This window comes from Streptomyces glaucus, assembly GCF_039533365.1.
In the GTDB taxonomy this organism is placed as follows: domain Bacteria; phylum Actinomycetota; class Actinomycetes; order Streptomycetales; family Streptomycetaceae; genus Streptomyces; species Streptomyces glaucus.
In genome coordinates this window covers 1-20,277 of sequence record NZ_BAAATK010000031.1, presented here as the reverse complement: position 1 = coordinate 20,277, position 20,277 = coordinate 1, and the positions used below count along the sequence as shown (strand labels likewise).

The 20,277-nt window shown below is 75.5% G+C and carries 15 protein-coding genes; 5 read left to right on the top strand and 10 right to left on the bottom strand.

Going from position 1 to position 20,277, the window contains the following annotated elements:
- Positions 1-13: 13 nt before the first annotated feature.
- The 3 genes from ABD363_RS21735 to ABD363_RS21725 form a co-directional block, all read right to left on the bottom strand.
- Positions 14-304: a zinc-ribbon domain-containing protein gene (locus tag ABD363_RS21735; RefSeq protein WP_344606134.1), complete on the bottom strand. Its 291-nt coding sequence runs from the start codon at positions 302-304 to the stop codon at positions 14-16.
- Between the two features lie 158 nt (positions 305-462).
- Positions 463-1,647, bottom strand: coding sequence for a spore photoproduct lyase family protein (locus ABD363_RS21730; RefSeq protein WP_344606132.1), 1,185 nt, complete (start codon positions 1,645-1,647; stop codon positions 463-465).
- A gap of 381 nt (positions 1,648-2,028) precedes the next feature.
- Positions 2,029-6,030: a glycosyl hydrolase gene (locus tag ABD363_RS21725; RefSeq protein WP_344606130.1), complete on the bottom strand. Its 4,002-nt coding sequence runs from the start codon at positions 6,028-6,030 to the stop codon at positions 2,029-2,031.
- A 205-nt stretch (positions 6,031-6,235) separates the two neighbouring features.
- Here ABD363_RS21725 and ABD363_RS21720 point away from each other — a divergent pair, with 205 nt between their 5' ends.
- The 3 genes from ABD363_RS21720 to ABD363_RS21710 all read left to right on the top strand — a co-directional run bounded on the left by ABD363_RS21720 (position 6,236) and on the right by ABD363_RS21710 (position 10,501).
- Positions 6,236-7,555 carry an MFS transporter gene (locus ABD363_RS21720; protein WP_344606128.1) on the top strand — a complete coding sequence of 440 codons (1,320 nt, stop codon included), beginning with the start codon at positions 6,236-6,238 and terminating at the stop codon, positions 7,553-7,555.
- An 85-nt stretch (positions 7,556-7,640) separates the two neighbouring features.
- Positions 7,641-9,125: an L-fucose/L-arabinose isomerase family protein gene (locus tag ABD363_RS21715; protein WP_344606126.1), complete on the top strand. Its 1,485-nt coding sequence runs from the start codon at positions 7,641-7,643 to the stop codon at positions 9,123-9,125.
- Between the two features lie 149 nt (positions 9,126-9,274).
- A complete protein-coding gene (locus tag ABD363_RS21710) occupies positions 9,275-10,501 on the top strand; it encodes a cytochrome P450 (protein ID WP_344606124.1) in 1,227 nt (408 codons plus the stop codon).
- 97 nt (positions 10,502-10,598) lie between these two features.
- On the opposite strand, the gene ABD363_RS21705 is transcribed toward ABD363_RS21710, so the two are convergent.
- The 5 genes from ABD363_RS21705 to ABD363_RS21685 form a co-directional block, all read right to left on the bottom strand.
- Positions 10,599-11,861 (bottom strand): cytochrome P450, encoded by a 1,263-nt coding sequence (locus ABD363_RS21705; protein ID WP_344606123.1) that lies wholly within the window; start codon positions 11,859-11,861, stop codon positions 10,599-10,601.
- Positions 11,858-12,475: a GTP-binding protein gene (locus ABD363_RS21700; RefSeq protein ID WP_344606122.1), complete on the bottom strand. Its 618-nt coding sequence runs from the start codon at positions 12,473-12,475 to the stop codon at positions 11,858-11,860. Before ABD363_RS21700 ends, ABD363_RS21705 begins: the two co-directional genes overlap by 4 nt.
- Complete coding sequence (locus ABD363_RS21695; protein ID WP_344606120.1) at positions 12,456-12,812, bottom strand: DUF742 domain-containing protein; 357 nt, start codon at positions 12,810-12,812, stop codon at positions 12,456-12,458. Before ABD363_RS21695 ends, ABD363_RS21700 begins: the two co-directional genes overlap by 20 nt.
- Positions 12,809-13,228, bottom strand: coding sequence for a roadblock/LC7 domain-containing protein (locus ABD363_RS21690; protein ID WP_344606118.1), 420 nt, complete (start codon positions 13,226-13,228; stop codon positions 12,809-12,811). Before ABD363_RS21690 ends, ABD363_RS21695 begins: the two co-directional genes overlap by 4 nt.
- A gap of 119 nt (positions 13,229-13,347) precedes the next feature.
- Positions 13,348-15,075: a sensor histidine kinase gene (locus ABD363_RS21685; protein ID WP_344606116.1), complete on the bottom strand. Its 1,728-nt coding sequence runs from the start codon at positions 15,073-15,075 to the stop codon at positions 13,348-13,350.
- Between the two features lie 740 nt (positions 15,076-15,815).
- Between ABD363_RS21685 and ABD363_RS21680 the strand changes: the two genes are divergently transcribed.
- Together ABD363_RS21680 and ABD363_RS21675 are read left to right on the top strand one after the other, a co-directional pair.
- Positions 15,816-16,676 carry an oxygenase MpaB family protein gene (locus tag ABD363_RS21680; RefSeq protein ID WP_344606114.1) on the top strand — a complete coding sequence of 287 codons (861 nt, stop codon included), beginning with the start codon at positions 15,816-15,818 and terminating at the stop codon, positions 16,674-16,676.
- Positions 16,677-16,770: 94 nt separating this feature from the next.
- Complete coding sequence (locus ABD363_RS21675) at positions 16,771-17,700, top strand: alpha/beta fold hydrolase (protein ID WP_344606112.1); 930 nt, start codon at positions 16,771-16,773, stop codon at positions 17,698-17,700.
- 42 nt (positions 17,701-17,742) lie between these two features.
- Here the strand turns inward: ABD363_RS21675 and ABD363_RS21670 are convergent, their stop codons facing one another.
- Both ABD363_RS21670 and ABD363_RS21665 read right to left on the bottom strand, forming a co-directional pair.
- Positions 17,743-18,456: a GAF and ANTAR domain-containing protein gene (locus ABD363_RS21670; RefSeq protein ID WP_344606111.1), complete on the bottom strand. Its 714-nt coding sequence runs from the start codon at positions 18,454-18,456 to the stop codon at positions 17,743-17,745.
- A 221-nt stretch (positions 18,457-18,677) separates the two neighbouring features.
- On the bottom strand, positions 18,678-20,277 hold a 1,600-nt coding region (locus ABD363_RS21665), incomplete at its 5' end, for an alpha/beta hydrolase family protein (RefSeq protein WP_344606109.1).

The window sequence follows — 20,277 nt, the reverse complement described above, 5'->3', positions numbered from 1 at the left end:
CGCCGGACGCCGCTCAGGACTGGTACGGCTGCTGCCGCGGCTGCCCGTACGCCTGACCGCCGGACCCGGCGGCGGCCTGCGCCCGGAGCTGCTCCGCCTGCTCCCCGGTCACCTTCTGCTCCGTCCCGCAGAAGGTGCACTGCGTCGTGTACTTCGTCGAGAGGGGGAACAGGGGCACGAAGAACAGGGTGAACTTCGTGACGCGCTTGCTGAGCGTGTGCGCGGAGGGGTTGCCGCAGCGGCCGCACACCAGCGTCAGTATCGCGAGCCGGTACAGGTATCCCTTGGTGCCGAAGATGATCATGTCGTCGTCCTTCCCCGGTCCGTGCTCGCCGACACGGCGCGGGCGAGCGGCACGGCGCGGTCACACCTGACAGTCTCGGGCATCCGGCCGGTCCGCCGCCCCGCGAACGGGCGGAGCCGGCGCACCGGGGCGGGCCGCCCCGTCCGCGGGGGCGGCGCTCAGAAGGCGTAGCGGACGCGCAGCCAGGGGGCGTGGGCGGCGACGAGTCCGCGCAGGACGCGCACCGCCCCGGCCTTCACACCGCTGCGGTAGCGGACGTTCAGGGCGCCGTTCTCGGAGCGCTTGGCCTGCTGGAGAGCCGGCTGCCACAGCACCTCCTCGGCCCGCGGATGCCAGCCGAGGTTGACCTCGTGGAGCTCCTGGTTGTGCGTCAGCATGATCACCTCCGCGGCAGCCTGCCGCTTGACCCGGTCGGGCAGGACGTCGTCGAGCTGCCTCAGCAGCTCGGTCCAGGCCTCCCGCCAGCCCGGGCGGACGACGACGGGGGAGAGGTTGAAGTGCACCTCGTAACCGGCGTCCAGGAAGTCACCGGCGGCGGCGATGCGGTCGGCGACCGGCGAGGTGCGTATGTCCAGCAGCCGGGAGTCGTCCGCGGGCATGAGGGAGAAGCGGATCCGGGTACGGCCGCGCGGGTCCAGGGCCAGCAGGTCGGGGTTGACGAACTTGGTGGCGAAGGAGGCCTTGGCGGTCGGCCACTGCCGGAAGGCGTGGACGAGGTCGGCGGTGTTGTCGCAGATCAGGGCGTCCACCGAGCAGTCGCCGTTCTCCCCGATGTCGTACACCCACGCCTGGGGGTCGCACTGGTTGGGCTCGGTCTTGGGCCCCTGGCGCGCGACATGCCGGCCCAGGTGGGCGATGATCCGGTCGATGTTCGTGAAGACGGTGACGGGGTTGGCGTAGCCCTTGCGGCGGGGGACGTAGCAGTAGGCGCAGGCCATCGCGCAGCCGTTGGAGGCGCCCGGGGCGATCCAGTCCGCGGAGCGGCCGTTGGGGCGGACGGTCAGCGTCTTCTTCTCCCCCAGGACGAGCGTCTCGCCCTTGACCCGCACCCACCGTCCGACGTGCCCGGCGTTGCCGTGCAGCCCCGGGATGCGCCAGTGGGAGTCCACCTCGACGAGGCGCGCGGCGGGAAACCGCGCCAGGATCTGCCGGCCGCGGGGCGACGCGGCGGCCGCGGGCTCCGCGTGGATCTCCCCCACCGGCAGCAGACGGCGGGCCGCGGGGGAGTCGCGGAAGAGCGGCCCGGTACGGGGCGAGCGGCCCGGATCGGGGGATCCGAGGGCGTCGAGGCCGAACAGGGCGCCGGAGCCGTCGTCGTCCGGGGCGGCGAAGGGGAGGGACATGACTGCTCCGGGACGGGTGCTACGGCGGGACGGGCGCCGACGGCGGCGGTGTGCCGCGGACGGAACCAGACATTCCACTGTACGCACACCGGGCGGCGGCCACGAACGCCGGAACCGACCGCGCCCGCGCCGCTGTGCCCGCACGGTCCGCCGCCGTGACGAACACGTCCAGGGACACACGTCTTCACCCCGGACCCGTCCCGCGGGGCTCCACGCCGCCGGCGTCCGGTGAGCAGGGCCGGAAGGTCTCCGGCGGATCGCCGGCCACGGTCCGCCCGCCGGATCCGGCGGCGCTCACGCGGATCGCCGGACCCCGGCCCCTTCCCGGCCGCCGCCGACGCGCCGGGCGCCCGGCGCACCCCCGGGAACCCCGGGCCCGGGTCACCGGGCGCCGGCGCCGCCGGCCCGCGGGATCCGCAGCGTCACCGGCCCCAGCAGGCCCGACACCCGCTGGGACGGGAAGGCCCACGCGGTCGGCGTGGCCTCGGCGAGATACGGCGCCAGGGTGTTGCGGACGGTCACGTCGACCCGGACGGTCCGCCCGGCCGCGCCGCGCAGCGGGAAGCGGTACGGGGCGCAGAACGCCTCACCGGCCGGTTCCCCGTCCAGCCGGACCTCGACGCTGCCCCGCACCCGCCCGAGGTCCAGCACGGGATCCGGCCCCGGCGGCACCCGCAGCGCACGCGAGTAGGTCACGCCCCCGCTCCAGCCGCCCAGCCCCAGCGACCGCCAGTCCCCCAGGTCCAGCGGCGCGGGCACGGTGCGCACGCGCACGGGCCCGCGCCAGGCCGAGCCGCCCCGCAGGACGGCCGTGGGCGCGGTGACGACCTCGACGACCGTGGGCCCGGAGGACGGCGGGGACAGCGTGAGCACCGGGCCGTCGAGGGGACGCGCCGGGCCGCCGCCGACCCGCACCCGCGCGGGAAGCGCCAGCGGAAGATCGACCGACACGGTGCCCGCGGGCACCGTGAAGCGGAAGCGCTGCGCCGCCTCGTGGACGTCGTCGGTGCTGCGCAGCGGCCACGCCCGCCGGCCGAGCACGGGCGGGCCGGCCAGCCACTCCGCGTCCGGCAACGGGTGCGGCCGTACCGCGGCGTGGCAGTGCTGCAACTCGCCCCGCCTGTCCTCGTCCTCGACGGCGCGGCCCCGCCACCGGCCCGATGCGGCCTCCCAGCCCGCGCCGCTGACCAGCGCGGTCACCGTGGCCCCCGACCGCGCCACGAGGTCGGCGTAGACCGCGTCCCGCAGGCGTGCGCCGTCCGTCACGACGCGCAGCGTGTGCTCGCCCGCCGGGAGCGTCAGCGCGTGGCGGAAGAACACCGGCACCGCGCCCCAGTCCGCCTCGTAGTACTCCGCCTTCTCCTGCCGCGCCACGACCGCTTCGCCGAGCAGCACCGTGACCGCCGTCGCGGCACCCACGACGAGCACCGCCTCCGCGCCGCCGCGCGGGATCCGCAGCCGCGCGCGGTACGTCACCCGGCCCCGCGGCCGTACGCCGTCCGGCAGGCGCATGAAGCGCGGACGCGGCGCGAACGCGCCCGGCGCGGACAGGCAGAAGAAGCTGCCGAGCGGGGTGCCGGCGGAGGCGGAGATCACCGAGGGGCGGTCCCGGGCGTCGGACAGCTCGTACTCCAGGACGTTGCGGGACCGCTCCACCACCACCCGGGCGGAGGCCAGGTACCCGCCGTCGCCCGCGGCCAGCCGCTCGCCGTTCCACCACACGCGCTTGGCCGCCTCCGCGCCGACGTGCAGGTCGGCGGGTCCCCGGCGGCCGGTCTCCACGATCGCCCGGACCCGGGCGGCCCGCCCGCTCCCCGGCACCGGGACGCGGACGAACTCCTCGGCGACCAGCCCCTTGGTGCCGAGCAGCCCGCCCTGGTCCGGGATGCCGCGGCTCGGCGAGTACACCGACACCTCCCAGCCCGCGTCCGGCGGTACCAGGGGCAGCTCTCCGGCCAGGACCCGTGCGGCGGACACCGCGTCCAGCGGTTCGGGGGCCCGCGCGCGGGGCACCGGGGGCAGGACGCGCACCCGGTCGCCGTACGTCGCCCGCACCCGTCCCCACTCCGCGTCCGGCGCGTCGCCCTCGGTCCACCGCATGTCCCAGATCTGCGGTTCGTCGACGGGCGTCCCCGGCGGCAGCGCCAGGTCGCCCCAGGTGTTGTCCAGGGTGGGGACCAGCCGGCCCTGCCAGCCGGCCGAGACGTCGGTCACCTCCTCCGGCTCCCGCGCCGGCGGGGCGGGAGCCGGGCGCGCCGGCGGGCCCTCGCGCCAGACGACGAGGACGGCGGGGGCGCCCTCCAGCGGCACCTCGACGGTCGAGATCCCTTCCGCGGAGACCGTGACGGGCGCGGGGACGCGGGTGCCGGTCGCCGGGTTCCAGACCTCGGCCTCGGCGACCGGGGCCCGCACGGTCACCGACGAGGTGCGGGCGTAGCGGGAGGGATCGACGACGTGGCTCTCGCGCGGCCCCGGGGAGCCGGCGCGCGGCCCGGGCAGGCCGGCGTCGGGGAAGACGCCCGTCACCAGGGCGACCCCCTCGTTCCCCCGCCGCCTGACCAGCAGCGGCACCTCGCCCGTGGCGTGCCCGGCCGCGTCGGCCACCGCGGCCGCGCCGGCCTGGGCGTCGCGGACCCGCTCCAGCCGCGGATGCGCCGACAGCGCCGCGACCACGGAGTCGTCACCGGCCAGACCGGCGGCCGTGGCGGGAGGACGCCCCACGACCACGACCCGCCCGCCGGCGTCGAGCAGTTCGGTCAGCCGGCGCGCCGTGTCCTCCTCCAGCACGCTCGCCGACGGCAGCAGCACCGCCCGGTACGCCAGGTCCCTGATCCGCAGGGCGCCGTCGGCGGCCCGGGCGCGCCGGACCGAGTCGTCGTCGATGACGTCGAAGGACACGCGGTGCAGGTCCAGGGCGCCGATCCGGGGGTCGAGCCAGTTGTTCGTGCCGCACAGGTCCAGGTAGTGCCGCTGCGTCTCGTCGGCGTCGGCGTGGCCGTCGCCGAGCCGGCCGTCGCCGAAGTGGCGGACGGGCGCGTCCAGCGGGACGAGGGCCTGCACGGTCGCGGTGGGGTGCAGCACCGCCACGGCGGTGTCGTAGCTGCCCCAGGACATGATCGAGCAGATCCGGGCCACGGCCCGCGCGAACGCCGGGTACTGCCGCCAGTAGGGCTGGCGCCAGTCGGTGGACGGCGGCGCCCACTCGAACCAGCCGCCCGCCGTGCCGAAGTAACTCGCGTGCGGGTTGTACAGGTTGGCGCCGCTGCGCAGGAACGGCAGCAGCCAGTCGTAGGTGTCCTCCAGGGTGCCGCCCCAGCCGGAGGAGTGGAACGCCTCGATCCACACGCGTTCGTGGCCGTAGAGATGGGCCAGGGAGGAGTGGACCTTGGCGTCGCCGTGGTGGTCGGTGCCGGCGGCCCCGTACCAGCGGTGGGTGCGGAAGTAGTCGGTGTACAGCTGCGTCGACTGGACCGGGTGGCCCGCGCGGGCGGGATGCGCCTGGTCGCAGCCCAGCAGCATGCCGCGCTCGCGGTGCCAGGCGGCGAGCGGCCGGAAGAGGGCCTCCTCGGTGAGCTGCGCGCGGACGGCGTAGTAGTCGGCACGGACCTTCGCCGCTTGCCCGCCGGCGCCGGCGCCGAACAGGGCCGGCAGGTGGTCGAGCAGGTCGTAGCCGCGCCGGGCGCGGAACTCCGCCGGGAAGCGGCCGGTCCAGGCGTTCGTGGGCGGCAGTTCGTCCTGGAAGCTGCCCGCGACGACCCCGCCCAGGTACCGGGGCACGCGCCGGTCGTACTCGTGGTGGACCGCGTCCATCAGCAGCCCGACGGCATGCGGGTCCAGGTAGTCGAACGCCGTGGGGACGGCGGTGACGAGCCGTACGCGGGTGCCGTCGGCGGCCGCGACCCGCGCGGGCCCGGTGACCGGCAGCCGCCGGCCGTCGGCGTCGTACGCGCCCACCAGCGTCTCGGCGTCCCGCAGGGCGACCGTGCCCCGGGAGACGGCCGCGGTACGCGAGCGCAGGGCCCGGCCGGCGGCTTCGGGGTGCCGCCGGGTGACGCCGCCCTGCACATTGGCGCCGGAGAATCCGATCTGGTCGTAGAACCACAGGCGCATACCGAGCTCCGCGGCGGTCTCGCAGGCGTCGGTGAAGCGGGCCCACCACTCCTCGCCGAACCACGCCGGTTCGTCGGCCCGGGCGCCGAACCCCGGGCCGGCCGGCGCCAGGTTGATCACCACGAGGTTGTGGACGCCGCCGTCCGTGAACCGGCGCATCTGCCACCTCAGACGCTCGCGGGTGACTTCCGCGCCCGACCACCACCACAGGGGAGTGGGGCCGAAGTCCCGGGGCGGAGCGTCGAAGAGCCGCTGCAGCGAGGGGGAGAGCACGGCTGCGTTCCTTCCCCTGAAACGTTTCTGACGTCCCCTCACCTTAGGCGGCCCGGGGCGTTCGCGCCATATCCCGCAACAGGGGCGGAAAAGCGGCGTCATGCGGCGGATGCGTGCCCGACACCTTGTTGCCACGTTTTTCCACCCCTATATTCGCTGCGACCCGGCCCGGAGCCGCGAGGTCCCCAGACGACGGAGTCGCATCATGGCCCGCACACCGCCCGTCCCCGGCCCGGCCGCCCCGGATCCCGCCCGGCGGCCGATCCCGAGACATCTGTGGCGGGCGGCGGCCCTGTCGGGCATGGCCTCGTACCTCGACGCCGGACTGATCGTCAGCATCTCCGTCAACCTGGCCGTCTACCGGGACGGTTACGGCATGGGCGTGTGGATGGCCGGGGCGATCAGCGCGATCGTCACCGTCTGCATCGCCGTCGGATCCCTCGTCGGCGGATGGCTCGCGGACCTGTTCGGCCGGCGCCGCGTCTACAACTGGGACATCTTCTGCTTCGCGCTGGGGGCGGTGGTCGTCACCCTGGCGCCGAACGACATCGTGCTGCTGGCCGGCGTCCTCGTCGCGGGACTCGCGGCCGGCGCCGACCTGCCGACCTCCCTGGCCGTGGTCTCGGACGCCGCCCCGGCCTGGGCGCGGGGGCGGCTCGTGGCCTTCACCCAGGTCATGTGGATGCTGGGCATCGCCGTCGCCGCCCTCCTCGGCTTCGTCCTGTCGACCGCGGGCATAACCGGGGCGCGGCTGATCACCGGCCAGCTGGCCCTCGCCGCCCTCGTCACCTGGCTGCTGCGCGCCCGGCTGAAGCCGCCCGCCGGGCACGACGCGCAGCAGGGGCGGGCCGCCGGCCGGGAGGCGGAGGACGCGGCCGCCCCGCACGGCGTCAGGGCGAAGGACGTCTGGACGCGTGCCGCCCTGCTGCCGATGACGGCGACGTTCGTCTTCTACGTCACCTGGGGCCTGGGCGCCAACACCTTCGGCCAGTTCGGCACCTATCTGCTGGTGACCGTCAGCGACGCCTCGCAGAGCCTGGCCACCGGGATCAACCTGGCCTTCATCCCGATCGGCGTGGCGCTCACCCTCGCCTTCGTCCGCGTCGCCGACAGCCCCTGGCGCGACCGGCTGTTCCACGTGGCCGCCGCCGTGCAGGTGCTCGCCTTCGTCGTCGCCGCGCTCACCGCCGGCGCCCTGGCCGGCATGCTCGTCTTCTTCGTCCTCTACCAGCTCTCCAACCCCTTCGCGGGCGAGGCCAACTACAAGGTCTGGTCGCAGCTCACGCTGCCCGCGGAGACCCGCGGCACCACCCAGGGCCTCACCTACGCCCTGTCGCGCGGGGTCTTCGCGGTCGCCGCGTTCTTCACCCCGGCGCTGGCCGAGTACAGCGCGGCCGTCCTCCTCTGGTCGATCACCGCCTGCATGGCGCTGGCGGCGTTCGCGGGCGTCTTCGTCATCCGCGTCCTCGTCCCGCGCGCCCCCGGCGCCGCCGCCCGCCCGCACCTGAAGGCCGCCCGCACCTGAAGCCGCCCGCACCTGAGGGCCGCCCGGAGCCGAGGGCCGCCCGGACCGGGCCGGCCCTCACCGGACCACACAAGGAGCACCGACCATGGCAACGACCGAACCCCGGACGGGCACGGCCGAGGACCGTGCCGCCGCACGGACCGCCGTCCTGCGCGACCTGCTCCCGCCGGCCGTCCGCCGCCGCACCCGGATCGGACTGGTCGCCGGCGGACTGGGCGCCTACTGGCCGCAGTTCCCCGGTCTCCTCCCGCGACTGCGCGAGTCGGCCCGCTATGTCGCCGAGCGCCTCGGGCGCATGGACGCGGAGGTGACCGACGCCGGATTCGTCTCCGACGCCGAGGAGGCGGCGGCCGCCGCCGAGACGCTGCGCCGGACCGACTGCGACCTGATCGTGCTGTTCCTGGCCACCTACCTGACCTCGTCGATGGTGCTGCCGATCGCGCAGCGCGCGCACGCCCCCGTCCTCGTCGTCGACCTCCAGCCGACCGAGCGGATGGACCACGCGTCCTTCGACACCGGCGCCTGGCTGGCCTACTGCGGGCAGTGCCCGGTGCCCGAGACCGGCAACGTCTTCCGCCGGGCCGGCATCCCCTTCCGGTCGGTCTCGGGCTGGCTGCGCCAGGAGTCCGCCTGGCGGCGCATCGAGCAGTGGATCCGCGCCGCGCACGTCCGCGCCGCGCTGCGGCACGCCCGGCACGGCCTCATGGGGCACCTGTATCCGGGGATGCTGGACGTGTCGACCGATCCGACGCTGCTGGCGGCCACGTTCGGCTCGCACGTGGAGGTGCTGGAGTTCGACGACCTGCGGCACCGGGTGGAGCAGGTCACCGAGGCGCAGACCCGGGAGCGCATGGCGCTCGCCCGGCGCGTCTTCACCCTCGACGACAGCGTCGTGGACGAGGACTTCGCCTGGGGCGCGACCGTGTCGGTCGCGCTCGACCGGCTCGTCGAGGACTTCGGGCTCGACACCCTGGCGTACTACCACCGCGGGCTCGACGGCGAACTGCACGAGCGGCTCGGCGCCGGCATGATCCTGGGCGCCTCCCTGCTCACCGCCCGGGGCGTGCCCGCGGCCGGTGAGTACGAACTGCGCACCAGCGTCGCCCAGCTGGCCACCCAGTGCGTCGGCGCCGGGGGGTCCTTCACCGAGATCCAGGCCCTGGACTTCCAGGACGGCGTGGTGGAGATGGGCCACGACGGGCCGGGCCACCTCGCCGTCAGCTCCCGCGACCCGCTGCTGCGCGGGCTCGGCGTCTACCACGGCAAGCGCGGCTGGGGCGTGAGCGTGGAGTTCGACGTCCGGCACGGCCCCGTCACCCTCCTCGGCCTCGGCCAGGACCCCGGCGGCGCCCTCTCCTTCGTCACCTCCGAGGGGACCGTCGTCCCCGGTCCGCTGCTGGAGATCGGCAACACCACCAGCCGGGTGGACTTCGGCCGCGACCCCGGGGAGTGGGTCGACGCCTGGAGCGCCACCGGCGTCGGCCACCACTGGTCCCTCGCCGTCGGCCACCACGCGGCCGACTTCCGCGCCGCCGCGAGCCTGCTCGGCATCGACCACCGGCAGGTGTGACCGAGCCGGGAGCCACGCGGTACGGCCCAGGGGCGGTTTCCGGCCATCGGCCGTTCCTCGCGCACCAGTCGGCCAGGACTCCGCTGTTCGGGCCGATCGATGATCAATAGCCTTGCGCGGAACGCCCGTCACCGAGCCCAGGGAGCTCCATGTCCACCGCGCAGCAGGTCCCCAACATCCTCTCGCCCGAGTTCGCCGCGGACCCCTACCCGGCCTACCGCGTGATGCGGGAGAGCGCTCCCCTCTTCTGGCACGAGGCCACCCGGAGCTACATCATCTCGCGCTACGAGGACGTGGAGCGGGTCTTCAAGGACCGGAACGGCGAGTTCACCACCGACAACTACACCTGGCAGCTCGAGCCCGTGCACGGCAAGACGATCCTCCAGCTCAGCGGGCGCGAGCACGCGGTGCGGCGCGCGCTCGTCGCCCCGGCCTTCCGCGGCAGCGACCTGCAGGAGAAGTTCCTGCCCGTGATCGAGCGCAACTCCCGCGAACTGATCGACGCGTTCCGGCACACCGGATCCGCCGACCTGGTGGCCGACTACGCGACCCGCTTCCCCGTCAACGTGATCGCGGACATGCTGGGCCTGGACAAGGCCGACCACGCGCGCTTCCACCGCTGGTACACCTCGGTCATCGCCTTCCTCGGCAACCTCTCGGGCGACCCCGAGGTGACCGCGGCCGGGGAGCGGACCCGCGCGGAGTTCGCCGAGTACATGTTCCCGATCATCAGGGAGCGCCGCGAGAACCTCGGCGACGACCTGCTGTCCACCCTGTGCGCCGCCGAGGTCGACGGCGTGCGGATGAGCGACGAGGACATCAAGGCCTTCTGCAGCCTGCTGCTCGCCGCGGGCGGCGAGACCACGGACAAGGCGATCGCCGGCATCTTCGCCAACCTCCTGCTCCACCCCGAGCAGCTGGCGGCCGTACGGGAGGACCACGGCCTGATCCCCCGCGCCTTCGCCGAGACGCTGCGCTACACGCCCCCGGTCCACATGATCATGCGGCAGTCGGCCACCGAGGTCACGCTCAGCGGCGGCACCGTCCCGGCCGGGGCCACCGTCACCTGCCTGATCGGCGCCGCCAACCGGGACGAGAGCCGGTACCGCGACCCCGACCGGTTCGACATCTTCCGCGACGACCTCACGGTCACCACCGCCTTCTCTGCCGCCGCGGACCACCTCGCCTTCGCGCTCGGCCGGCACTTCTGCGTGGGCGCCCTGCTCGCCAAGGCCGAGGTCGAGACCGGGGTCTCCCAGCTCCTGGACGCCATGCCCGGCCTGCGGCTCGCCGACGGCTTCGACCCCGTCGAACAGGGCGTCTTCACCCGGGGACCGCAGTCCCTGCCGGTGCGGTTCACCCCCGCGGCGGCCTGAGCCCGCGGGCCCGGCGGGCGGCCGCCCGCCGGGCCCCGTACCGCGTCCCGGACGGCGGCGCTCCCGCGGCCGGGGCCGGCCGCCCCGGTCCGGTGCGCTACTGCACCACCGGCGTGAACTCCACCGGCAGGGCGGTCAGGCCGCGCATCCAGATGGACGGGCGCCAGGTCAGCTCCTCCGGCTCCACCGCCAGGACCAGGTCGGGCAGCCGCTCCAGCAGCGTCTCGACCGCCGTACGGGCCATGACGTCGGCCAGCAGCGGGGCCGGGTAGGGGCAGCGGTGCTCCCCGTTGCTGAACGACAGGTGCGCGGCGTTCTCCGCCCCGACGTGCCCCTCGGGCCAGATCTGCGGATCGGTGTTGGCCGCGGCCAGGCCCAGCACGAGACAGTCGCCCGCCCGGATCCGCCGCCCGCCGAGCTGGGTGTCGCGCACCGCCCAGCGGCCGATGAAGTTCTGCGTCGGCGTGTCCAGCCACAGCACCTCGTTCAGCGCCTCGCCCACGCTGAGCCGGCCCCCCGAGACGTTCAGGGCGAAACGCTCGTCGGTGAGCAGCAGCCGCAGCGTGTTGCAGATCCAGTTGGCCGTCGGCTGCTGCGCCGCGGCGATGACGGAGATCAGGTCCTGGACCACCTCCTCGTCGGTCAGCCCGGCCGGATGCAGCAGCATCCGCGAGGTGACGTCCGGGCCGGGCCGCTCCCGCTTCTCCTTCACCAGCTGCCGGATCCGCTCGCCCACCCGCGCGTACGCGGCCACCGGATCGTCGCCCTCGGCCGCGTCGAGGGAGATCCGCAGGTCGTCCACGAGCTGCTGGGTGTCCGTCCCGCTGTGCGGCATCCCGCACATCTGGACCACCGCGCGCATCGGCAGGGCGTGCGCGTAGGCGCTCATCAGCTCGGCCTGGCCGCTCCCGGCGAACGCGGCGATGAGCTGGTCGGCGATCCCCTCGCACGCGCGGGCCAGTTCGAACTGGTCGACGCCCTCCAGCGCCTGCGTGATCACCCCGGCCCGCCGCCGGTGCTCGTCGCCCTCGGTGAACAGCACCGACGGCTGGTAGCCGACGAACGGCAGCAGCGGCCAGTCCGGCGGGATGTCCTCCCACCGGTTCCAGCGCCGGGAGTCGCGCGCGAACAGCTCGTCGTGGGAGGTCACATAGGTGACCTCGGAGTAGCCGAGGACCAGCCAGGCGGGGATGTCCCCGTCGAGCAGCACGGGCGCGACCGTCCCGTGCTCCCGGCGCAGGGCGCGGTACAGCTGCGACGGGGTCTGCTGGTACTCCAGACCGGCCAGGCGCACCGCGCCCGCGTGGGCGGGGCAGCCCGGGGCGGCCGTGTCCGGGGAAGGGGATCCGGTGTCGGTCACGGTGTCGTCTCCTGCGCCACGGCCATGTCGTGGAGGTGGTCCACGAGGGTGATCAGAACGTCCTTGCCCGACGACCTGACCCGTGCGTCGCAGTCGACCAGCGGCACGTGCGCGGGCAGGGACAGCGCCTGGCGGATCTCGTCCAGGGAGTACCGGCGCGGATCGTCGTCGAACCGGTTGACGGCCACCACGAACGGCGTCCTGTGGTGCTCCAGCCGGTCGATCGCGTACCAGGAGTCGTCCATCCGGCGCGTGTCGACCAGCACGACCGCGCCGAGCGTGCCGGAGAAGAGCCGGTCCCACAGGAACCAGAAACGTTCCTGGCCCGGAGCGCCGAACAGGTACAGGACCATGCGCTCGTTGAGGCTGATCCGGCCGAAGTCGAACGCCACCGTCGTGGTGGTCTTCGCCGCCACCGGATGGGTCTCGTCGACCCCGACGCCGGCCTCGGTCATCACCTCCTCGGTGTTGAGCGGCCGGATCTCGCTGACCGAGCGGACCAGGGTCGTCTTGCCGACACCGAACCCGCCCACGACGACGATCTTCAGGCCGGTCTCCGCGGTGCGGGACAGGGGAGTACGCCGGGAAGGCAGCTCAGAGGTTGCGGAGCCCATGCAGCACCTCCTTGAGAAGGGCGGAATCGGGAAGCGACGCGGCGGACCGGGCCGCGCGCGGATGACGGGCGGTGACGCGGCCCATGGCGAGGAGGTCGCCCAGCAGGATGCGCACCACGGTGATCGGCAGCCTGAGCTCCGCGGCGATCTCGACGACGGCCGTCGGACGACGGCACAGCTCCAGGATCCGGACGTGCTCCGACTGCATCCCGGAGGTGGGCTCGCACTCGCTGACCACCAGGGTGACCAGGTCGAACGTGTCGTCCGCGCGGCTGCGTCCGCCCGTGACCGTGTAGAGCCGGTCGGGATCACCGGTGTCCACGGGCCTGCGCGTCACGACGAGGCGCTCCCCCGGGCGCCCTGGCGGGGCTCGGCCCGCAGATGCTCGCCGATCTGCTCGACCAGCTCGGTCATCCGGTGGCCCACCACCCCGGGGTCGGCGTCCTCCTCGGCGAGGACCGCCAGATGCGCGCCCTCCCCGGCCTCCACGATGAAGAGCAGGCCGCCGTGGAACTCGGTCATGGAGTGGCGGACCCCGCCGCTCCCGTCCCCGAACTCCACGGACGCGCCCTGGGCGAGGGCCTGCATGCCCGAGCAGATCGCCGCCAGCTGGTCGGCCTGGTCGAGCGTCAGGTGTTCGGTCCAGCAGAGCTTCAGGCCGTCCCGGGACAGGACCAGCGCGTGCCGCGTGCCCGGGGTGCGCTCCAGAAGGCCCTGCAGAAGCCAGGTGAGGCTGTTGTCGGTGGTCTGCATGGCAGGTGATGGGGCCGGTGTCCGGGTGTCCCGGTCACCGGCCCGTTCCTCCTATCTCACGAACTCGGGCGGGGAAGTGGGCGCCGGGGCCCCGGGCGCCGTACGGGAAGGGCGTGGACCTACTCGGCGGCCGACGGCCCGGATCCGGGGCCGGCCCCGGACTCGCCGCCGGTCCGGCGCCCGCGGTGGAAGGCGCCGAAGCGGGAGCCCGCGTCGCGGTGTGCCTCCCCCCGCGCGTCGTCCCGCGCGGGGGTCTCGGCCGCCCTGCGCTGCCGGCGCTCGCGCTCGGCCTCGGCCATGGTGCGGCCGGGCGCCCGCACGGGCAGGCCGTTCGGCGTGGCCGGCGCGGGGCGGTGGGGCGCGTCCGGTGCGGGACGCTCGGGCCGCGCCGTGACGGCCGGCCGTGCGGCGGGGTGCGGCAGCTCCGGCGCCGCGGGCCGCGCGACGGGGGCGGGGGCCGTGACGGAGGGACGTCGCGTGGCCCCGTTCGGCGCGGGCTCGCGCTTCTGGGCCAGCAGCTGCGGGGGCAGCAGGACGACGACGCCGGTGCCGCCGCGCGACGACGGCCGGTAGTTGACGCTGATGCCGTACTTGACGGCCAGCCGCCCGACCACGGCCAGGCCGAGCCGGGTGCCCTGCAGCGAGGCCAGGTCCGTCATGCGCCCGGCCACCGCCTCCTCGGCGCGGCGCATGGCCGCGTCGGCCATCTTCAGGCCGCTGTCCTCGATCGTGACGACGAGTCCGGCGCTGCGCTCCTCGACGTACACGTGCACCTCGTCGACGGGCGGCGAGAAGGTGGTGGCGTTGTCCATCAGCTCGGCGAGCAGATGCATGACGCCCTCCGCGGCGAAGCCGGAGATCGCGGCGTCGGTGGAGCAGTGCAGCCGCACGCGCTGGTAGGCCGCGATCCGGCCGACCGCGCCGCGCAGGATGCTCTCCATCACGATCGGCTTGTTCCAGGCGCGGCTGGACCGGCCGCCCATCAGGAGCGCCAGCCGGTCGGTCATGAGGCCGAGCTGCGAGGTGCTGTGGTCCAGTCTCAGCAGGTCGCCGAAGACCTCCTCGCCGTGCCGCTCCTGCATCTCCCGCAGGTCGGCCAGCATGCTCACGGCCTTGGCCTGGACGCGGCTGAGGGCCTTCGCGGAGGCGGCCTGCGCGGCGGCGGCCCGCCGCTCGCTCCGGGCGAGTTCCCGGACGAACGACTCCGCCGGGGGCCGCAGCAGCGGGGACCGCGGCAGCTCCGCCTCGGCGAGCACGGTGTCGGCCGAGGTGCCCTCCCGCAGCCTGGCGACCGCGGCGGGCAGGACCTCGCGCGTCAGCCGCTCCGTCTCCTCGGCGGCCCGGGCCAGTTCCTGCCGGGCGTGCCGCAGTTCGGTGTCGAGGGCGGTGGCGTACTGCACGGCCTCTTCCACCGAGGAGGTGAAGGTGTGCAGGATCCGGCGCAGTTGCGGATCGTCGGGCGGCGTCACCCTCGCCAGGGCGCCGCTCGCGCCGTCCCCGTCCCGCAGCCGCTTCGCGACGGCGGGCAGAGTGACGTTCACCAGGTGCGCCGACTCCGCCTTCTGCTGCGCCAACCGGGCGCCGAGGCGGCTGACCTCGTCGCTCCGCGCGGTGGAGGAGCGGCGGGCGCGCCGGATCAGCAGGGCGCTGACGACGACGGTGACCGCCACGCCGGACCAGGCGGCCAGGGCTGTGGCCACCGTCCAGGAGCGGGCGCCCGCGGGCGCCGCCGCCATCGCCGCGCCGGCGGCTGCCGCGCTCACCAGCAGCACGGCCGCGGGCACGGCCGGCGAGGCGGGGCGCGTGGTGACCGGCCGGTGCTGACCGGCCGGTGCAGGCTCTGACATTCCGCGGTTCCTCGGTCCTTGCTGAGGGGGGGGACGAGTCGCGGCCGGCGCACGGCGGCCGCGGGCCAGGATGAGAGCGTCAGAAGGACGTGATCTTCCGGACCAGGTACGGGCTCATGCTAGTCACCCTTCCGGGTGAAGTGATCCACGGAAACGCGCAGTTGGCCGGGCAGGCGATTTCGTCGCGAACCCACTGCCCGGGCGGCTGGGAGTGGTAAAGGGCAGGGGGTGAACCGGCCGCTGCCGGCCACGGTGAATGTCCGGCAACGTACCTTCTTCAGGCGCCGGCCCGCCGGACTCTCCCGAGCCGCCGGCGCCTCCCTTCCCGAAACGTGAGCGGTTTTCGGTCAATTCCGTGACCTGTGCGGCCGGAGCGGCTCGGACGTGCGGACGGGGAGAACGGCTTCCCCGGCCTCGAGGAAGGGCGGCTGGACCGGGGTCCGAGCGCGGACCCGGCGACCGCACGGACCGGCGGCGGTGCCCGGGATGCCGCGCGGAGGGGGCGGAGCGCCCCGGCGGCACCGGAGGCGGGGCCCGCGGCCGGGAGCGGGGCGGGCGGACCGTCGGCGCGCACCCGGGGACGGCCCCCTGCGGACCGGACGGCCACGACCGCCGCCCCCGCGCGGGGGACGCACCGGCAGCGCGGCGGGCGGGGGGGGCGGGGGGGCGCCCGGGCGCCCCGGCCGGGTGCCGTGAGGGCCGCGGACATGCCGGACACTGGAGGGAGACGGGAGGCGACCATGCTGACCCACGTACGCGCACAGCTGGGCAAGGCCCTGTTCCACCGTGTGGCCGGACCGGACGGGCCGGCCACACGCGTCCGCATCCACCACACCCCCGGTCCGCGCTGGTTCGGACCCGACCGTCCCATCCGCACGGTGCACGGCGACGCGTCGATGTTCATCGGCGGGCTGAGCGCGCTGCTGCTGCAGTCCCTGCACCCGCTGGCCATGGCGGCCGTGGCCGCGCACTCCGGTTACCGCGGCGACCCCTGGGGACGGCTGCAGCGCACCAGCACCTTCCTGGCCGTGACGACCTACGGCACCGCGGCGGACGCCCAGCAGGCGGTCGACCACGTCCGCCGCATCCACCAGAGGGTCCGCGGGACGACGCCCGAGGGCATCGCCTACCACGCGGCCGATCCGCACCTGCTCGGCTGGGTGCACGCCGCCGAGACGGACAGCTTCCTGCGGGCCCACGAACGCTTCGGCGCCCGCCCGCTGGACGCCGCCGGCTACGACGCCTACGTCGCCGACACCGCACGGGTCGCCGAGGCGCTGGGCGTGACCGACCCCCCGCGCGACCGCCGGGAGCTGACCGAGGTCCTGGACGCCTACCGCCCCGAGCTGCGGGTCACCGCGCAGGCGCGGGCGGCCGCGCGCTTCCTGCTGCTCCAGCCGCCCCTGCCCCTGCCGGCCCGGCCCTTCTACGCCGGGCTGGCCGCCAACGCCGTGGCCCTGCTGCCGCCGTGGGCGCGCGGCGTGCTGTGGCTGCCCCGCCTGCCCGTCGTCGAGGACATCGCCGTACGGCCCGCCGGCCAGGCCCTGACCCGGACGATCCGCTGGGCGATGACCCCGCCGCCGCAGCCCCGCCCGTCCTGAACCGGCGGCCGCCCGGCCGGAGCGGGACGGCGGCCGTGTGGGCGAGGCGGTCCGGGGCAGACGAGCGGCACCGGCCGAGGCACGGGGAGGTCAGATGTTCGACGGATTCGAGCTGAGGCAGTGCGAGGGGGACGGGGCCCGGTTACGGGTGCGCCACGGCGGCACCGGCCCGGCCGTGCTGCTCCTGCACGGCCATCCGCGCACGCACGCGACCTGGCACCGGGTCGCCCCGCTGCTGGTCGCCGCCGGCCATGCGGTGGTCTGCCCCGACCTGCGCGGCTACGGCCGGTCCGAGAAGCCGCCCACCGACCCCGAACACCGTCCGTACGCCAAGCGGGCCATGGCCGCGGACTGCCTGGCGGTGATGCGGGGCCTGGGCCACGAGCGGTTCGCCGTCGTCGGCCACGACCGGGGGGCGTACGTGGCCACCCGGCTGGCCCTGGACCACCCGGAGGCGGTCACCGCCCTGAGCGTGCTGGACGCCGTCCCCATCGGGGAGGCGCTGCGACGCTGCGACGCGGGGTTCGCCGCGAGCTGGTGGCACTGGTTCTTCCTGGGCCAGACCGACAAGCCCGCCGAGAGGGTCATCGACGCCGACCCCGACGCCTGGTACCGGGGCACCCCCGAGCAGATGGGCGCCGAGGCCTACGAGGACTACCGGCGCGCCGTCCACGACCCGGCCACCGTGCACGCCATGTGCGAGGACTACCGGGCCGGACTGGGCGTCGACCGGGAGCACGACGACGCCGACCGGCGGGCCGGCCGGCGCGTCGGCTGCCCGCTGCAGGTGCTGTGGGCCACCCGGGACGACATGGCCGACCTGTACGGCGACGTGCTGGGCGTGTGGCGGGACTGGGCGGGGGACCGGCTGACCGGCGGCCCGATCGACTCCGGCCACCACATCGCCGAGGAGGCGCCCGAGGCGCTCGTCACCGCCCTGCGCGAGTTCTGGCGGACCGGCGCCGGCCCCGGCGCGCCTGCGGAAGGCCCGGCCGCCCCGCCCGGCCACCCGCCGGCCGGCTGAAGGGCGGGCCGCCGCGGCCCGGCGTGATCCGCCCCGCGCGCCCTACGGGTCGCGGGGCGGATCACGCAGGACGTCCGCGGTGATGTCCGCCAGCGACCTGCCGGTGCGGAAGGCCGCGGCGCGCATGAGGGCCAGCGCGTCCTCCGGGGTGACCCCCCGCCGGGAGACCAGCGCTCCGATGGCGCGCGCCGTGTCGAACCAGTGGGCGCGGACGACCTGTTCCGGCTCCCAGGCCGGGGCCCGGGTCCCGGTGAGGAGCATCTCGCGGGTCGGCAGGAGAGCGGCCGTCACCGCGTCGGCCACCCGGGACGCCTCCCGCAGGGCGTCCGCGTCGAGCGCGTGCGGGCGAAGGGCCAGCAGGTCAACCGTCCCGAGGACGTAGTCGCCGAAGAAGAGGGGGAGCGCGTACACCGACCGCACCTGCGGCAGCCGTTCGCGCATCGTCGCCCCGAACAGGGGCCAGGGCGTCAGTCCGCCGTCCAGGTCGTCCACGGCCACGGGCTCGCCGGTGCGCGCGGCGCCGATGCAGGGGCCCTCCAGCACCGTGAACTGGATCTCCTCCAGCAGCAGGGCGGCGTCGTCCGACGCGGCGAGCAGCTGGCGGGAGGGGGTGTCGGTGAGCAGCGACAACGTGGCGCCGTCCATGCCGAGCCCTTCGCACACCGCCGCGCACACCCGCCGTGGGACCTCCTCGGCGGGGACGTCCGCCGCGGCCTCCGCGACCATCCTCGCCGCCTTCGTGGCATCGGCGGTCATCCGGCCCTCCGCAGCCCCGACGGGGACGAGCCGAGAGGTCCGAAGCCGGTCGCGGGTACGCGGAGCGCGGTACGCGGGCGGGCCGGCGCCACCGTGTGCTGATGAGGAGCCATGCCGATGGAGTACCCGCTCCGGCCGCGGCGACGCCGGCGGGCCGCGCCCCGCCCGCGTCCCGGTCCGGCTCCCCGGCGCGCTTCGAGCCGGCCGGGGCGGCGCCGGGGTCAGGCCGTCAGATGGCGCTGGATCCAGTCCGCCGCGGCCCGGCGGAACAGGCGGCGGTTGTCGGCGCGCTGGAAGTCGTGCCCCTCGTGGTGCAGGACGAGCAGCTCGGCCTCCAGCCCGCGCTCCCTGGCGGCGCGGACGAACTGCTCGGACTCGCCCGGCGGCACGTTGGTGTCGTGCTCGCCGTGGACGGCCAGCACCGGGACGCGCAGGGCGTCGATCCGGCTCATCGGCGACAGCGCGCGCAGCAGGTCCCGGTCGCGTTCCGGATGCCCGTACTTGTGGGCCGCCGACCGGGCGATCCACGGCTCGGTGCCGGCGAAGAACGTGGCGAAGTCCGACATGCCGCACACCGCCACGCCGGTGCGGAACAGGTCCGGATGCCACACCAGGGAGGCCATCGTCAGGTAACCGCCGTACGAGCGGCCCATGACGGCCAGCCGCCGGGGGTCGGCCAGCCCGGCCAGGACCACGTGGGCCGCGCAGTCGGCGACGTCGTCGATGGCGGCGAACCGCCCCGTGCCCAGGTCCGCGTCGACGAAGGAGCGCCCGTAGCCGGAGGAACCGCGCACGTCGGGGGCGAAGACGTCCAGGCCCCGGCCGAGGAGTTCGTGGTAGAGGGGGTGGAACACCGGGCGTTCCTGCTCCTCGGGGCCGCCGTGCAGGTGGACGACGCAGGGCGCGGGCTCGCCGGGGGAGCGGCCCGGTGCGCGGTAGTACCAGCCGCCCAGGGCGAGCCCGTCCCGGGCGACGGGCCGCATCGGCACGGGCCGCACGGGCGGGCGGCCCCCGTGCACCGCGTCCTCGTCGCGGGAGGACCACGGGGTGCGCAGGGCCCGTCCCCGGGGCAGCCACCACACGCCGGGACGGCGCTGCGACCCGGACAGCGCCACGACGGGGGCGTCCGGGTCCGCGGTGGGCACGGCGCGGGTGACCACCTCGTGGGGGAGCGGCACGGTACGGCAGGACCCGAGCGCGGCGGGGGGCGGCGCGAACTCCGCGACCGGGGCGGGAACCCCTCCGGTTCCGGCCTCGGCGGGGGTGCGCACCTCGGCGATCTGCAGTTCGCTGACGCCGCGCACGTTCCACGCCAGCACGGCGCCGCGCCCGGTGGGGTCCAGGGCCAGCAGTTCCAGGCCGCAGTCCGCGCGCTCGGCGGCCACGGTGAGCCCGAGCCGCCGTCCCCGCGCGTCGAGCCGGACCGCGTACAGGGCGGCGTGCTCCCGGCCGTGGTCGCTGCGCAGCCACAGGGTCCGGCCGTCCGGTGCGAAGCCGCCGATCCAGGGATCGCCGTCGGCGACCGGCACCGCGCAGGTGACCCGCAGGTCGGGGAGGCGCACGACGAGGGCCTCGCGGCGGCCGCGCGGCCCCCGCCGCAGCAGGGCCAGCCGGCCGTCCCGGCTGAGGTCGCACACGCGCAGGGTGGCCGCGCCGCGCTCACCGGCGAGGAACACGGGAGCCGACCCGCCCTCGGGGTCGACGAGGTACGCCGACAGCGTCAGGGGCGCCGGCTCGTCGAGGGCGGCCGCGCCGCCGCCGGCGACGGCGTGCGGCCGCGGGGCCGCGCCGGGCGGCGGTCCGCCCAGCAGCACGGCGCGG